General features: G+C 75.2%; 13 protein-coding genes. 6 read left to right on the plus strand and 7 right to left on the minus strand.

Features of this window, described 5'->3' with window-relative positions; genetic code table 11:
* Positions 1-178: 178 nt before the first annotated feature.
* Positions 179-415 (minus strand): DUF6296 family protein, encoded by a 237-nt coding sequence (locus OG823_RS29725; RefSeq protein ID WP_371483182.1) that lies wholly within the window; start codon positions 413-415, stop codon positions 179-181.
* 486 nt (positions 416-901) lie between these two features.
* Here OG823_RS29725 and OG823_RS29730 point away from each other — a divergent pair, with 486 nt between their 5' ends.
* Both OG823_RS29730 and OG823_RS29735 read left to right on the plus strand, forming a co-directional pair.
* Complete coding sequence (locus tag OG823_RS29730) at positions 902-1795, plus strand: SDR family oxidoreductase (protein ID WP_371483183.1); 894 nt, start codon at positions 902-904, stop codon at positions 1793-1795.
* A gap of 260 nt (positions 1796-2055) precedes the next feature.
* The gene (locus OG823_RS29735; protein WP_371483184.1) at positions 2056-2580 is read left to right on the plus strand and encodes a hypothetical protein; all 525 of its coding nucleotides are present in this window, start codon (positions 2056-2058) and stop codon (positions 2578-2580) included.
* Between the two features lie 34 nt (positions 2581-2614).
* On the opposite strand, the gene OG823_RS29740 is transcribed toward OG823_RS29735, so the two are convergent.
* From OG823_RS29740 to OG823_RS29750, 3 genes are all read right to left on the minus strand, one after another.
* On the minus strand, positions 2615-2977 hold the full coding sequence (locus OG823_RS29740; protein ID WP_371483185.1) for a PRC-barrel domain-containing protein: 363 nt from the start codon (positions 2975-2977) through the stop codon (positions 2615-2617).
* A 519-nt stretch (positions 2978-3496) separates the two neighbouring features.
* The gene (locus OG823_RS29745; RefSeq protein WP_371483186.1) at positions 3497-4366 is read right to left on the minus strand and encodes a DsbA family protein; all 870 of its coding nucleotides are present in this window, start codon (positions 4364-4366) and stop codon (positions 3497-3499) included.
* A 148-nt stretch (positions 4367-4514) separates the two neighbouring features.
* Positions 4515-5186 carry a hypothetical protein gene (locus OG823_RS29750; protein ID WP_371483187.1) on the minus strand — a complete coding sequence of 224 codons (672 nt, stop codon included), beginning with the start codon at positions 5184-5186 and terminating at the stop codon, positions 4515-4517.
* A 756-nt stretch (positions 5187-5942) separates the two neighbouring features.
* Here OG823_RS29750 and OG823_RS29755 point away from each other — a divergent pair.
* Positions 5943-6161 carry a hypothetical protein gene (locus tag OG823_RS29755; protein ID WP_371483188.1) on the plus strand — a complete coding sequence of 73 codons (219 nt, stop codon included), beginning with the start codon at positions 5943-5945 and terminating at the stop codon, positions 6159-6161.
* Positions 6158-6544, plus strand: a complete 387-nt coding sequence (locus tag OG823_RS29760) for a hypothetical protein (protein ID WP_371483189.1) — start codon at positions 6158-6160, stop codon at positions 6542-6544. The genes OG823_RS29755 and OG823_RS29760 overlap by 4 nt, the downstream gene beginning before the upstream one ends.
* Positions 6545-6712: 168 nt before the next feature.
* Here the strand turns inward: OG823_RS29760 and OG823_RS29765 are convergent, their stop codons facing one another.
* Complete coding sequence (locus OG823_RS29765) at positions 6713-7552, minus strand: uracil-DNA glycosylase (RefSeq protein ID WP_371483190.1); 840 nt, start codon at positions 7550-7552, stop codon at positions 6713-6715.
* 194 nt (positions 7553-7746) lie between these two features.
* Between OG823_RS29765 and OG823_RS29770 the strand changes: the two genes are divergently transcribed.
* Together OG823_RS29770 and OG823_RS29775 are read left to right on the plus strand one after the other, a co-directional pair.
* Positions 7747-8772 (plus strand): slipin family protein, encoded by a 1026-nt coding sequence (locus OG823_RS29770; RefSeq protein ID WP_371483191.1) that lies wholly within the window; start codon positions 7747-7749, stop codon positions 8770-8772.
* A gap of 77 nt (positions 8773-8849) precedes the next feature.
* The gene (locus tag OG823_RS29775) at positions 8850-9272 is read left to right on the plus strand and encodes a CBS domain-containing protein (RefSeq protein WP_371483192.1); all 423 of its coding nucleotides are present in this window, start codon (positions 8850-8852) and stop codon (positions 9270-9272) included.
* A gap of 217 nt (positions 9273-9489) precedes the next feature.
* Here OG823_RS29775 and OG823_RS29780 read toward each other — a convergent pair whose 3' ends face one another.
* A complete protein-coding gene (locus OG823_RS29780; protein WP_371483193.1) occupies positions 9490-11082 on the minus strand; it encodes a beta-propeller fold lactonase family protein in 1593 nt (530 codons plus the stop codon).
* 220 nt (positions 11083-11302) lie between these two features.
* Positions 11303-14176: an FAD-binding and (Fe-S)-binding domain-containing protein gene (locus OG823_RS29785; RefSeq protein ID WP_371483194.1), complete on the minus strand. Its 2874-nt coding sequence runs from the start codon at positions 14174-14176 to the stop codon at positions 11303-11305.
* Between the last annotated feature and the right edge of the window lie 91 nt (positions 14177-14267).

Genomic DNA, 14267 nt, shown 5'->3' on the forward strand with positions numbered 1-14267 from the left:
ACCCGACCCCCGGTACGGTCGTGCGACCAGCCGCCGACCGGGCACACCGGTGGTCCGCCGCAGCAGCCACAGCAGCAGCCGCCGCAGCAGCAGCCGCCGCCGCAGCCGACAATCGGCGGTCCGATCGAGGGACGGCGTCGCGTTTCGAGCCCCTCCACCGCCTGTCCGGCCGGTCCGGTCAGCCGAGCGGCTGGGCGTGCACGGGCATGTCCGGCGCGGGGTAGCGGCCGACGGCGACCAGGTAGGCGATGCCGTCCGGAGTGATCTCGACCTCGATGCCCCCCTCGCCGACGTAGAGGGGCTGGCCGCGCGGTCCGAGGGTCCCGTGCCACTGCACGAGGGCGGTCTCCTGCCGGGCGTGGCAGCCCTGGGGGCCGGGGAAGGTGATCAGCCAGCGTCTGGGAGTGTCCGTCACGATGATCACGATCCTTCTGCCCCCACCGGGGTGGCCCCACGCCAAGTGTGCACCCGACAGGGGCCGGCCATGCCGGGATCATGACGCCTCCCCCCTCGCCGGGCACGCCGGAGGGGCCCCGCGCACGGTGGTCACGCCCAGGTCAGGTGCCGGTTCCGGGTGACGCGGGTGCTCCCGCCTCCCCGACGGGGTGAGCGAGGGCCCGTCGAGTGCGACTACCGCGCGAAAGGCGGGTATGCGTTGCCCTGACGGGAGCACTAGCTGCCCGAATCCTCTCCCGTCCCGGGCATCCCGGCCCTGCTCGAACCGAAGGAGTTCCCCGATGGACGCGATCGTGCCGCTGAAGCACGACCACGAGAGGGTGGAGGTCCGACGCCCCGCGCGACCCTCCCGAGGCCCCCGGCGCCCGCGACTGATCCGCCCCCCGCGGCGACCGCCCCGTCATCGCGTCGGCGGCCCCTCGCGACGGTTCGACGAAGGAGACACGTGCCCCCCGACCAGGTGACCCCCCAGGACCCGGTGCGGCAGTACCCCCGCCCCGACTTCGCCGCGCAGAGCCAGCCGCATCCCGGATCCGGTGCGCGGATGGATCCCGAACCGGACCACGGCGAGCAGAGCTACCGCGGCAGCGGCCGCCTCACCGGCAGAAAGGCGCTGATCACCGGCGGTGACTCCGGCATCGGGCGGGCCGTCGCGCTCGCGTTCGCCCGGGAGGGCGCCGACGTCGCGTTCTGCCACCTGCCGGCCGAGGAGGACGACGCCCGCGAGACGACCCGGCTGGTCGAGGAGGCCGGTCGGCGCGCCCTCGCGGTGGCGGGCGACGTGCGTGAGGAGCAGTTCTGCGCGGACCTGGTCACCCGTACGGTCGACACGCTGGGCGGCCTGGACATCCTGGTGAACAACGCCGCCTACCAGATGTCCCAGCCCGACGGGCTCGCCGCGATCAGCACCGACCAGCTCGACCGGGTGATGAAGACCAACGTGTACGCCATGTTCTGGCTCTGCCGGGCGGCGCTCCCGCACCTTCGCCCGGGGGCGTCCGTCATCAACACGGCGTCCGTCCAGGCCTACAGGCCCAGCCCGCACCTGCTGGACTACGCCGCCACCAAGGGCGCGATCGTCACCTTCACCCAGGGGCTGGCCCAGCAGCTCGCCCCGGAGGGCATCCGCGTCAACGCCGTCGCCCCGGGGCCGGTGTGGACGCCGCTGATCCCGGCGACGATGGCCCCCGACAAGGTGGCCGCGTTCGGCCGGCAGTCTCCGCTGGGGCGCCCGGCGCAGCCGGCCGAGATGGCTCCGGCCTACGTGTTCCTCGCTTCGCAGGAGGCGAGCTACATCACCGCCGAGATCGTCAACGCCACCGGCGGCACACCCCTGTGACCGCGCCGGCCCGATGATGCGCACGCGCCGCTCGCGGGTCGGGCCGGGGCCCGGATGTCAGGAGCCGGGCGGGTGGCCCGGATGTTAGGAGCCGGGCGGGTGGGGCAGGCGAACCGGGGGAGAGCGGAGCGTCGCTCCCCCCGAGGGCCGCACGGCCGAGGCCGCGGTGTCCCGTCGTCCGCGGTACGGGCGCCGGCCCCGCACGGGGCCGGCGCCCGTACCGGACAGCCGGGGGACCACTCGCGAAGGAGGCCCGCGTCATGGACGCCGACACACAGGGGAAGCAGTTCGAACTGCTGGGGATCTACCTCAACGATCACCTGATGGGCGCCTTCGGCGGTACCGAACTGGCCCGCAGGATCGCCCAGGAGCAGTCACCGGGAGATCTGCAGCGCCTCGCCGCCGACATCGCCGAGGATCGCGACGACCTGGTGCGCATGATGCGCAGGCTCGGTGTCCCGGTGCGCCGATACCGGCAGTGGCTGGGTATCGCGGGCGAGCGCCTGGGGCGCGCCAAACTGAACGGGCGCCTGCTGCACAGGTCGCCGCTCAGCGACCTGGTGGAGCTGGAGGCCATGCGTACCGGCGTCGAGGGCAAGGCCGCCCTGTGGCGTGCCCTGCGCCCGCTCGCCGGTGCGGGCGGGCCGCTGGGCCCCGCGGAGCTGGACCGTCTCGCCGACCGGGCCCGGTCGCAGGCCGCCACCCTGGAGGCGCACCACGCGTCCGTGAGCGCCCGGCTGTTCCCCTCGGAGGCCCTCGCCCCGTCCCGGGCGGCCCGCCCGTGAGCGGACCGGCCGGGAGAGGGCGGGACGTGGGTCCTCAGATGGCGCCGCCGTAGAAGGGGCCGTAGTACGCGTTGTAGATGTCCTGGTAGTCGGTGTCCGCGTCGTGCGTGTGCGGGTCGAACTCGGGGCCGCTCTTGATCTCGTCCTTGGTGCGGTCGACGTGGACCTTCCGGTCGCCCCGGTCGACCCGCAGGACGGTGCCGGCGGGGAGCAGGACGTGCCTGCCGAAGATCCACGGGCCGGTGTCCACCACCAGGTACTGGGAGCCGGCCTGCTCCGACAACGTGTCGATCTTTCCGATGTGGCCGTCGGTGGCCTCCACGTGGAATCCCACCAGGTCGCTGCCGGAGACGTGGCCGGCCGTCGAACGGAACTCCCAGATCTCGGTGCCGCTCATGCGGTCTCCTTCGCTCGATGCGCCGCACCGGGCCGATCCCGGGCACGATCGCCGCTGACCCGCCGCCTGCCCGCCCACGTCCCGTCCATGCTCCGTCCCGGCGCGGACGCGACGATCGGCGAAGGCGAGCGACCAGCGGGGCGGACCGGCCGGGTGGCTCGTCCGCCTCGGCGACGCCCCGGGAGGCGGCTGTCAGGACGCGGGCCTCGGCCGGCCGTCGTGCGGATCTTGTTCAGCCGGCGGTCCAGGACCTCCTGCGGGGCCTTCGGCCCGGCGCCGCCGGGCAGCGGGGTCGGGCCGCCGGGCACCGGGCCGGGAGAGAACACGGCGACGACGCTGCCCTGCCGGACGACCCTCACCTCCCGCGTCTGCCCGTCGGAGGTGAGGGTGTGGGAGACCGCCTCCTCGCCGAGCTTCGGTGAGGAGGCGGGACGGGCCGGGACGGGCCGTGGACGGCGGGCCGGACCCCGGCCGTCGGGTGCGACGGCCGGGTCCGGCGGGTGGCTGCCACCGCGCCGGCTACTGCGCGCCGGCCGCCTGCCTGAGCCGGGCGGTCAGTTGCTCCGTCGTCAGGGCGTGACCGGCGGCGTCCGACAGCTTGACCGTGGTGCCGTCGAGCCTGACGGTGGGCGTGCCGGTGACGCCGCTGCTCTCGAAGGCGGCGGCGACCTCGGCCGCCCACGGTGCGTAGGTGCCCTCGGTGACGGCCTTGGTGAACGCCTCGGTCCTCAGCCCCGGCACCTGCCCGGCCAGCGCGAGGATCCGGTTGACGTCCCCGAAGCCGTCCTCCCGCTCCTCCGGCTGGTTGGCGTAGAGGACATCGTGGAACTGCTTGAACTTGTCGACGCCCTCGTTGAGCGCCGCGCCGGCGGCGGCGAGGGCGGTGTGCGAGCCCCGGCCGCCGAGGCCGGCGTCGAGAAAGGCCGCCAGGTGGTACTCGATCCTGTACGTGCCGTCGTCCGCCAGCTGCTGTACGGCCTGACCGTGAGCCGCCTCGAAGGACTTGCAGATCGGGCAGCGGAAGTCCTCGAACACCTGCAGCGTGTGCGGGGCGTCGGCCTTGCCGTAGACGATCACGGTGCCGTCCGGGCCGGTGCTGTTGGCGGGGACGACGAGCGGCGCGGCGGTCCCGCCCGCCCGGCCGGTGCCGCCACCGGGCACGGTCGCTGCGAGGGGCGTCCGGCCGTCGTCGGCGAGGCCGATGGCGAGGGCGGCGCCGCCGGCGAGGGCCAGGACCGCCAGGACGCTCACGCCGACGAGGATCCGACGACGGGTCCGGGCGGCGAGTGCCTCCCTGCGGTGTGCCTCCCGGAGGCGCTCACGGGCGGCCGGCGTGGCGGCCGGAACGGCGACCGGCGTTGCGTGGTGCTGGTGCTGGGGCTGGCTCATGGGTCACTCCTGTACGGGGTGCGCCGGCGCGGTCGGGTGCGGGCGCGCCGGCCCGACCCGCTGGGCGGGTGCGTGGGATGGGCGGGCACACGTGCGCGCTAACGGGCGCGAGGATGCGGGCGGGTCCGGAGGGCGGGCCGACGGATCGTCAGCAGGCCGGCACGAGAACCGGCGGACCGCGCCGGGGCGCCGGGCCGAGCAGCGCGTCCGTGCGGTGCGGGCGCGGCAGGTCCCGTACCGGTGGGGGCACCCGCAACACCGGGCGGCCGGGCACCGGAGCGAGCGGCAGGAGCAGGCGCAGCGGCGCGGCGAGCGATCGCCGCAGGACGCGCAGGGCGCTCGCCAGTGCGGTGAGCGCGGCGTCGCCGAGGCGCAGCCAGAGGGCGGCGAGCAGGGCGACCGCCAGGTGCACCAGCAGCAGGAGCAGTCGGGTTGCGGCGGGCGACAGCGGCCCGGAGGGGCCGAACTGGCCGGAGAACAGCGAGCCGTCCACCGAACCGCCCCCGCACACCAGCAGGTTCACGCCGCGTACCGGGAGGTGACCCGCGTCCTGGACCGGGGCGCAGGTGCTCTGCCCGAGGTTGAACGCGGTGTTGAGCAGTAGCTCGACCGGGATCATCACCGCCGAGATGTGCGGGAGCCGCCGCTCGGATCCGGCCAGTGCGGCCGCGAGGAGGAAGACCACCACGGCGGCCTCGGCCACCAGGCCGAGCGGGAGCGGGCGTCCGGTGACGACCACCTGGCCCGACGCGGACAGCGACACGGCGAGCGCGGTGAACACCGCGGCCCGCAGGGCCCTGATCGCGCGGGAGGAGGTCATGGTTCGGGAGTATGCCATGCGGGCGGGGCCCCTCACGAGGGTGCCTCCGGTCCGCGGCACCGGTGGTCGTACGGGTGCCGTCGTTTCGGCTGTCTGTTCGTCAGGATGGCTCCCCGGCTTCACCCCTGGGGTGGTTTGCGATGCGCCGTCGGGGTGATCACGGGTCGGCCGCCGTCGGAGCGGCTACAGAATCGGCCGATGGACAACGCCCCGCACTCATCCCAGTCCCCCTACGGGGCGCCGCTCGCGCCGGTGTCCCGACCGACCGATCTCGGCCACGCGCCACAACAGGCCCAGCCCGCGCACCGCTCCGATCCGGCGCACACGTCGGACACCGCGCACAACACCACCGACCCTTCGCACGCTCCCTTGCACACGCACGCTCCGTCGCACCCGTCACCGCCCACGCGGACACCCGGGCCGTCGCACACCTCGCACCCGCCACAGCCGCCCGAGCAGCACCCCCCGCACCCGCCGCACCCGCCCGAGGTGCACCGGCCACCGTGCGAGCCCCCTCCGCCCCCTCCGCCCTGCCCACCGCCCCAGCCCGATCCACCGCCCCAGCCGACGCCACCGCCGGTGCCCTCGCCTCCCGCGCCGGTGCACCCGCCGGACCCGCCGGCGCCCCCGGCCCCGCCCGCTCCACCGCCGCCCCCTCCACCGCCGCCGGTCAAGGCCGCCCCGGCTCCCGTCCCGGCGGCGCCCGTCCCGCCGAAGCCGGCGGCGGCAAAGCCGGCTCCCCTGAAGGCGGTGCCGGTGAAGGCGGTCGAGGCGCCCCGTCCGCCTACCCCGCCCCCGCCGGCCGCTCCCGTGCCGACGCCGCTCGCCACGACGGCGGTTGCCGCGCCGCCGCCGATCGCGGCGCCGCCGCCCACCCTGGACCCGGTGGTGTGGTCCGTCGTCCTGCTCGTCACCGTCCTCGTGCCGGCGGCCCTCGCCGCCATCTTCCACACCCCGACCAGGAGTCGCAGATGAATCCCGCTCCGCTCATCGGTGCCGTCGCCGCGGCGACGATGGCCCTCGCCGCACTCACCGTGGCGCACCGCCTGCGCCCCGCCCTCCCCGAGGGGGAGGAGGCGGACGGCCCGCACCCCGTGCTGTCCACCATCGGCGGCGGCCTGCTCTCCGGCTTCGTGCTGCTGACCGGCTTCCTGGTCGCCACCGGCTGGGCCGCGCACACCACCAACGTGGTCCCGCCGGTCGGGCTCTACGCCGCCGACCTGGCCGCCGGCTGCGCCGTCCTGGCGTACCCCTCGCTCGCCGGGCTGCCGTTCACGGGCCGGCACGCGACCGCGGTGGCGCTGTTCGGCGCCCTGGTCGGGTACACCCTCTCGTTGGCGATCCAGCTCCGGCCGTGACTCCCCGGCGGCGTCGCCCGCCCCGGCCCGCGGAGCGGATCCACCCGTGATCCGGTGCTTCGGACCACCCGTGATCCGGTGCTTCGGACCGCCCGGAGGCAGCGGCCCGTGAGGGGTGAGCCGTTTGTCGGCGCCCGTGACCCAGGGTGGGCGCGGGCGCCCGCCCGGTCAGGGGCCGGGGGGTTCCGGCGCCGGATCCAGGCCCGCCGTGCGGGCGGCCGTCCGCAGCACGTCCCGGAGCATGACGGGGGTGAGGCGGCCGGTGTGGGTGTTGCGCGGGCTGACGTGGTAGCAGCCGTACAGCTCCAGCGGAGCGCCGCCGTCGGCGGCCGGCAGTTGGACGTGCGCGCCGTGTCCGAAGGCCGGCCTCGGGCGGGGCGACTGCCAGCCCGCGGCGGACAGCGCGGGCAGCAGGGCCTGCCAGGCGAAGCCGCCCAGCGCGACCACGGCGCGGACGGTCGGGCGCAGCAGGGCCAGCTCGCGGGCGATCCACGGTCGGCAGGTGTCGCGCTCGGCCGTGGTCGGCCGGTTGTCGGGCGGTGCGCAGCGGACGGGGTCGGTGATCCGCACGCCGGACAGCTCCAGGCCGTCCCCGTGGCGGACGGACTCCGGGCGGTTGGCCAGCCCGAGGCGGTGCAGCTCGGCGTAGAGGAGGTCGCCGGACGGGTCCCCGGTGAAGATCCGCCCGGTGCGGTTGGCGCCGTGCGCGGCGGGGGCCAGGCCGACCAGGACCAGGGCGGCGTCGCGCGGGCCGAAGCCGGGGATGGGGCGGGCCCAGTAGTCCCAGTCCCGGTACGACCTCCGTTTGGTGCGGGCGGCCTCCTCGCGCCAGGCGACCAGGCGCGGGCAGGCCCGGCAGCCGGTCACCGCGGTGTCCAGTGCGGCCAGGTCCGTGCTGACGGCGGCGGTGGCGGCAGGGTGGTCGGGGTGCTGGGGGTCGTCGGTGTGCCCGGTGTGCCCGGTGTGCCCGGGCCGGAGGTCACGGTCGGCGGGCGGCTGGTCCGGCATGCCCCGATCCTATCCAGGCGGGCCGGCCGTACCGCGCGCCTACCGGACGGCCCCTCGGGGTCGGGCCCGGTGGGCCGCGCACCGCCGTCCGGGCGGCCGGAGGCGTAGCGTGGAAGCGGCTGTTCCGACGATCGTCGGCCCGGGCCGGCGGGGCCCGGGGCAGGGCGGCGTACGTGGTACCGAGGTGATCGACGATGTGGGTGGTCGATGCGGTGCTGGTGCTGGTGTTGGTTCTCGGCCTGTGGGCGGGGCTGAGCTTCCGGGTGGTCCAGCAGTTCCAGCGGGGTGTGGTCTTCAGGTTCGGCCGGGTGCGCGAGCAGGTGCGCCAGCCGGGTGTGGTGATGCTGCTGCCGGTCGCCGACCGGCTGCGGAAGGTGAACGTGCAGATCGTGACGATGCCGATCCCGGCCCAGGAGGGCATCACCCGGGACAACGTGACCGTCCGGGTGGACGCGGTGGTGTACTTCCGGGTGATGGATCCGGTCCGGGCGACGGTGAACGTGCAGGACTACGGCTTCGCGATCTCCCAGGTGGCGCAGACCTCCCTGCGGTCGATCATCGGCAAGAGCGAGCTGGACGACCTGCTGGCCAACCGGGAGCCGCTGAACCAGGGGCTCGAACTGATGCTTGACACGCCGGCGATGGGGTGGGGCGTGGAGATCGACCGGGTGGAGATCAAGGACGTGGCGCTGCCCGAGTCGATGAAGCGCTCGATGTCCCGGCAGGCGGAGGCGGAGCGGGAGCGCCGGGCGCGGATCATCACGGCGGACGGCGAGTTCCAGGCCTCGGCCCGGCTCTCGGAGGCGGCGGCGGTCATGAGCGCGACGCCTGCCGCGCTCCAACTGCGTCTGCTCCAGACGGTCGTGGAGGTGGCGGCGGAGAAGAACTCGACACTGGTCCTGCCGTTCCCGGTGGAACTGCTGCGGTTTCTCGACAGTGCCACCGAGGCCAACGGCCGGGTGGCGGCGCAGGCGGCCGGCGCCGGCGCCGGAACGGAGCAGACGCCGACGACGACGGTCGACGGGCTGGACGCCGCACACCTGCTGAAGGGCGTGGAGCAGCTCGAACTCCCGCCGTTGGAGGATCTGTTGGCGCACTCGTCGGTGGAGGCCCCCGACGCCGAGCGGCCCTCGGCCGACGTCCAGGCCAACGTCCAGGCCAACGGTCGGACGCCCGGGCCGGCCAAGGGGCAGGAGCCGGGCGCCGCGCGGGAGCCGTGAGGCCCGGTGGCGCTCCGGCGGGGGCCGGACCACGATGGAGTGACCGGGGAGGGGCGAGCACGTCAGGAGGCCCGACCATGACCAGAGCCGGCGACATCATGCACACCGGGACGGAGTGCGTCGACGAGCACGACACCCTTGCCGACGCCGCCCGGATCATGCGGGAGAGAGACGTCGGGGCACTGCCGATCTGCGGGAAGGACCAGAAGCTGCTGGGCATCCTCACCGACCGCGACATCGTGCTCAAGTGCGTGGCCGAGGGCCGCGATCCCGGGGAGGTGACCGCCGGGGAGATGGCCGAGGGTCGCCCGATGGTGATCGAGGACGACGAGGACACCGACCAGGTGCTCAGGGTGATGGAGCAGTACCGGGTCCGCCGGCTGCCGGTGATCAACCACCCGGACCACAAGCTGGTCGGGATGATCAGCGAGGCGGACATCGCCAGGGGGCTGCCGCAGGCCCGGCTCGCCGAGTTCGTGACGGCGATCTGCGCCAGGTAGACCCGCCCCCGCCCGGGGCGGGGCGCTCCGCACCCGCCCTGGCCGCACCCGCCCCGCCCGTACGCCGCGCGTGAGCGCGTGACGCGTACGGGCGGGGCGGGTGCGGAGCGTTCGCGGCTCCGACGCCGGTCGGGCCCTGCGCCCGGCCGGTCCGGTGCGCGCGCGGCCGGTCCGGTACCCGGCCGGTCCGGTGCGAGCCGGACCGGCCGGGGCGGCATCAGCTGCAGGTGATGCTGAGCGAGGTGTTGGCCCTGCAGGTCCGGGAGGCGCTGTCGTCGGTGGCGACCGGGTCGGCCGGAGCGCTCGCCGTACGGGTGGCCGTGACGGTGAACGTCCGGGAGGTCAGCAGGCCGACCGGGACGGAGAAGTGCCGGGTCACGCTCGCTCCGCTCGCCAGCGCCGCCAGGGTGCAGGTCACCTTGCCGCCGGCCACCGTGCAGTCGGTGGAGGTCGCGGTGGTCGGCGACGTCAGCGGCACCGTGACGGTGCCCGAGGTCAGGGCCGAGGGGCCCCGGTTGGTGACGGTCAGGGTGAAGTCGACCCGCCCGCCGAGCCCGGTGACCGGCTTGGCGGTGAGGGCGACGGCGAGGTCGGCCTGCTCGGTGTAGGTGTAGTGGTCGCCCGGGACGACGGCGCTCACGCCGAGCGGGGTGGTGACCCGGACGTCGACGGTGCCGGCGGCCCCGGCCGGCGCGGTCGCCGTGCAGCCGGTGGCCGTGCAGGAGAAGGCGCTCGCGTTGCCGGCCGCGCCGAAGGTGACGGCGGTGGCGCCGGCCAGGTTGGTGCCGGTCACGGTGACGGCGGTGCCGCCGGTGACCGGGCCGGTGGCGGGGCTGACGGCGGTGACGGTCGGCACGGGCCGGGGGATGGACAGCACGTTCACGGTGGCGGCGCCGAAGTCGGCCAGGTAGCCGTGCTTGCCGTCGGCGGTGACGGCGAGGCCGTAGGGGTTCGCGCCGACCGGCAGGGTCGAGCTGACGGTGTCGGCGGCGGTGTCGATGACGCTGACCGTGTTGTCGTCGTAGTTGCTCGCGAACGCCGTCCGGCCGTCCGGCGCGACGGTGACGGCGAGCGGGTTGGCGCCGACCGTGACGGTGCCCGTGGCGGTGCCCGCCGCGGTGTCGATCACGCCCACGGTGTGCTCGCCCCAGTTGGCGGTGTAGAGGCGGGCGCCGTCGGGCGTGACGGCCAGGTCGAAGGCGGCGCTGGGGACGGTGATGCTGCCCGTGACGGTGGCGGTGGCGGTGTCGAGCACCTGGACCACCTTGTCGCCGGGGGCGGCGACGTAGACGCGGTGGCCGTCGGGGGAGGCGACCAGCCCGTGCGGTTCGGCCCCGACCGGCACGGTGGCGGTCACCGTGGCGGTCGCGGTGTCGATGACGCTGACCGTGTTGGCGTCCGCGTTGCTGACGTAGGCGTGCGCGCCGTCGGGGGCCAGTACCACGTCGAACGGGGCCGCGCCGACGGGCACGGTCGCGGTGACCGTGCGGGCGGCGATGTCGACGACGCTGACGGTGTTCTCGGTGGCGTGCGTCACGTACGCGTGCCCGCCGTCCGGTGTGACGGCCACCGCGTACGAGCCGGAGCCGGTGTCGACGGTGGCGGCGACGGTGTCGCTCGCCGTGTCGATCAGCGTCACCGCGCCGCTGCTCTGGCTGGTGACCAGGACCTTGCTGCCGTCGGGCAGCAGGGCGACCCCGGCGGGGTAGGGGCCGACGGGGACGGTCGCGGCGACGGTGGGCGGGGGCGTGTCGGCGAGCGCGAGACCGCCCGGGCCCAGCAGCGCTCCTACGGTCAGACCTGTGGCCAACAGGGCCGTCCAGGATGGACGCAGGGATCGACGGGTCCTCAACAGAAGCCTCCAGGGCTCAGCACTCGGTAAGGGCGGCCGCGGCGGGCGGTGATCGCCGTCCGGACGTGCACAGCGTAGGAGGTGAGCTGATGGTGGGTCAGAATGTTGGATGGATTGTCGTTTAATGATTGGAGTTGGACCATCGTGAAAATAGCGTGACGGTGGCTGCACCGCACGATCACCTCGGATACTGCTCCCGCAGGGCCCGCTGGAGCAGCTCCGCCAGGTGCAGTGCCCGCCGGCCGTCGGCCAGCCGGCTGATCTGCGTCCGGCAGCTGAACCCGTCCGCGAGCACCGCCGTCTCCGGCCCGGCGGCCCGGACCTCCGGGAGCAGCACCCGTTCGGCCACCGCGACCGAGACGTCCCAGTGCCCGCGCTCGAAGCCGAAGTTCCCCGCGAGCCCGCAGCAGCCCGAGTCCAGTACCCGGTTCGCCAGCCCGATCCGCGCGTCGATCCGCCGGTCCGCCCCGGTGCCCAGCACGGCGTGCTGATGGCAGTGCGTCTGGGTGATCGCGCTCCCGCCGACCCGGGGCAGCTCCAGGCCGGCCGCGGACTCGTCCAGGAACTCCGCGAAGGTCCTGGTCCGCCCGGCCACCGGCCGACCGGCCTCGCCCAGCAGCTTCGGCAGCTCCTCCCGCAGGGCGGTGGTGCAGCTCGGTTCCAGCCCCACCACCGGCAGGTCCGGCGCCAGCGCGCGCAGGCTGCGCCGCATCACCCGCCGGGCGGCGTCCAGTTGGCCGGTGGAGACCAGGGTCAGGCCGCAGCAGACCGGCCCGTCGGGGAGCACGACGACGAAGCCGAGGTGTTCCAGCACCTCCACCGCGGCCCGGAGCACCTCGGGCTGGAGGCGGTCGGAGAAGGTGTCCGGCCAGAGCAGCACGCGCTGTGCGCCGGGCCGCTGCGGCCGGGCGGCGCGGCGGTGGAACCAGCGGGTGAAGGTCTCCGGCGGGAACTCCGGGATCGGCCGCCGGCCGTCCACACCCGCGAGCCGCTTCAGCAGGGGCGCGGCGGGCGAGCGGGCGACCCGGTTGGCCAGGCCGGGCGCGAGCGCGACGCCGCGCAGCCACAACGGCAGCCATCCCAGGGAGAGATGGGAGACGGGGCGAAGCCGGTGGCGGTAGTGCTGGTGGAGGAACTCGGAGCGATAGGTCGCCATGTCGACGTGGACCGGGCAGTCGCTCGCGCAGCCCTTGCAGCCGAGGCAGAGATCGAGTGCCTCCCGGACCTCCTCCGAGCGCCAGCCGTCCGACACGGTCTCGCCGCGCAGCATCTCGGCCAGCAGCCGGGCCCGGCCCCGGGTGGAGTGCCGCTCCTCGCCGGTCGCCATGTAGCTGGGGCACATCACCCCGGTGCCGGTGTCGACGCACTTCGCCACACCGACGCAGCGGTGCACGGCCTTCAGCAGGCTGCCGTCGTCGTCCGGGTACGGCAGGGCCAGCGGCAGCTCCCGCACCGGACCGGCGAAGCGCAGGTCGGCGTCCAACGGGCGCGGGTCCACCAGGTTGCCGGGGTTGAGCAGGCCGGCCGGATCCCAGATCCGCTTGAAGCGGCCGAACAGCTCGATGATCTCCGGCGGGTACATCCTGGGCAGCAGCTCGGCCCTGGCCTGGCCGTCGCCGTGCTCGCCCGAGAGTGAGCCGCCGTACGAGACCACCAGGTCCGCGGCCTCCTCCAGAAAGCCGCGGAACTCCCCGGTCCGCCGGGGCCGCGTCAGCGGGAAGTCGATCCGCAGGTGCACACAGCCCTCGCCGAAGTGGCCGTACGGCACTCCACGCAGCCCGCGCCGGAGCAGCAGGGCCCGCAGGTCGCGCAGGTAGTCGCCGAGCCGCTCGGGCGGTACGGCGGAGTCCTCCCACCCGGGCCACGCCTCGCTGCCGTCGGGGAGCCGGGTGACGATCCCCGCGCCCGCCTCCCGGACGCCCCAGAGCTGGCGCTGCTCGCCCGGGTCGGTGACCACCGTGACGGTCGCCGCGCGCTCGCGGCGGACCGCGTCGGCCAGGGTGTGCGCGGCGTCCAGCGCCTCGGCCGCGGTGGCGCCGCCGGCCTCCAGGAACAGCCAGCAGCCGCCGGCCGGCAACCGGTCCAGCGCGGCCGGCCTGGGCCCGGCGGCGAGCAGCGCGGCGATCAGGTCGACCGCCATCCCCTCGACGGTCAGCGGCCGCAGCGGCAGCAGCGCGGGCACGGCGTCGGCGGCGGCCGTCTCGTCCGGGTAGCCGGCCACCACCAGGACCCGGACCGGCGGCTCCTCGACCAGCCGGACGGTGGCGCCGAGCAGCAGGGCGCAGGTCCCCTCGGTGCCGGTGAGCGCGCGGGCGAGATCGTGGCCGCGCTCGGGCAGCAGGGCGTCCAGGGGGTAGCCGGAGGTGCGGCGCGGCAGGTCGGGCATCCCCCGGCGCAGCACGGAGAGGTTCTGCTCGGTGAAATCCAGCAGATCGCGGTGGAGTTCGCCCGCACGGCCGGGCAGCGTGCGCAGTCGCGCGCGGTCGGCGGGGGTGAGCGGGCCGCCGACGGTCAGCTCGGTGCCGTCGGCGAGCATCAGGTCGAGGGATTCGACGTTGTCGGAGGTCCGGCCCCAGGCCACCGAGTGCGCGCCGCAGGAGTCGTTGCCGATCATGCCCCCGAGGGTGCAGCGGCTGTGGGTGGACGGGTCGGGGCCGAAGCGCAGCCCGTACGGGCGGGCGGCCGCCTGCAGGTCGTCCAGTACGGCGCCCGGCTCGACCCGGGCGAGGCGGCGCTCCGGGTCCACCGCCAGCACGCGGTTGAGGTGCCGCCGGAAGTCGAGGACCACCGCGCCGGGGCTGATCGCCTGGCCGCCGACACTGGTCCCCGCGCCCCGGGCGACCACCGGCACACCGTACTCGCGGCAGAGCGCGAGCGCGGCCCGGACGTCCTCGGTGTCGGCGGGTTTGACCACGCCGAGCGGCAGCTGACGGTAGTTGGACGCGTCGTGGCTGTAGACCACGCGTTCGGCGGGGCCGAAGCGGACCTCGCCGCGCAGGGCCTCGGTGAGTGCGCGGGCCAGCGGGCTCGCGGCGTCGGTGGACGGGGTCACTGGGCGGCTCCGGGGCAGGCGCGGTGGTCGTGCCGCCGATGATCCCAGCCGGAGCCGGGTCGCGCGCGGGGCCACCCCGGGCGTGGCCGAC

Origin of the sequence: Kitasatospora sp. NBC_00315 (assembly GCF_041435095.1) — a bacterium.
Taxonomy (GTDB): Bacteria; Actinomycetota; Actinomycetes; order Streptomycetales; family Streptomycetaceae; genus Kitasatospora.

What these genes read in the sequence shown, in the direction of transcription:
- OG823_RS29735 (WP_371483184.1), top strand. Translation starts at nt 2,056, where the DNA reads ATGGACGCCGACACACAGGGGAAGCAGTTCGAACTGCTGGGGATCTAC.
- OG823_RS29740 (WP_371483185.1), bottom strand. Translation starts at nt 2,977, where the DNA reads ATGAGCGGCACCGAGATCTGGGAGTTCCGTTCGACGGCCGGCCACGTC.
- OG823_RS29745 (WP_371483186.1), bottom strand. Translation starts at nt 4,366, where the DNA reads ATGAGCCAGCCCCAGCACCAGCACCACGCAACGCCGGTCGCCGTTCCG.
- OG823_RS29750 (WP_371483187.1), bottom strand. Translation starts at nt 5,186, where the DNA reads ATGACCTCCTCCCGCGCGATCAGGGCCCTGCGGGCCGCGGTGTTCACC.
- OG823_RS29760 (WP_371483189.1), top strand. Translation starts at nt 6,158, where the DNA reads ATGAATCCCGCTCCGCTCATCGGTGCCGTCGCCGCGGCGACGATGGCC.
- OG823_RS29765 (WP_371483190.1), bottom strand. Translation starts at nt 7,552, where the DNA reads ATGCCGGACCAGCCGCCCGCCGACCGTGACCTCCGGCCCGGGCACACC.
- OG823_RS29770 (WP_371483191.1), top strand. Translation starts at nt 7,747, where the DNA reads ATGTGGGTGGTCGATGCGGTGCTGGTGCTGGTGTTGGTTCTCGGCCTG.
- OG823_RS29775 (WP_371483192.1), top strand. Translation starts at nt 8,850, where the DNA reads ATGACCAGAGCCGGCGACATCATGCACACCGGGACGGAGTGCGTCGAC.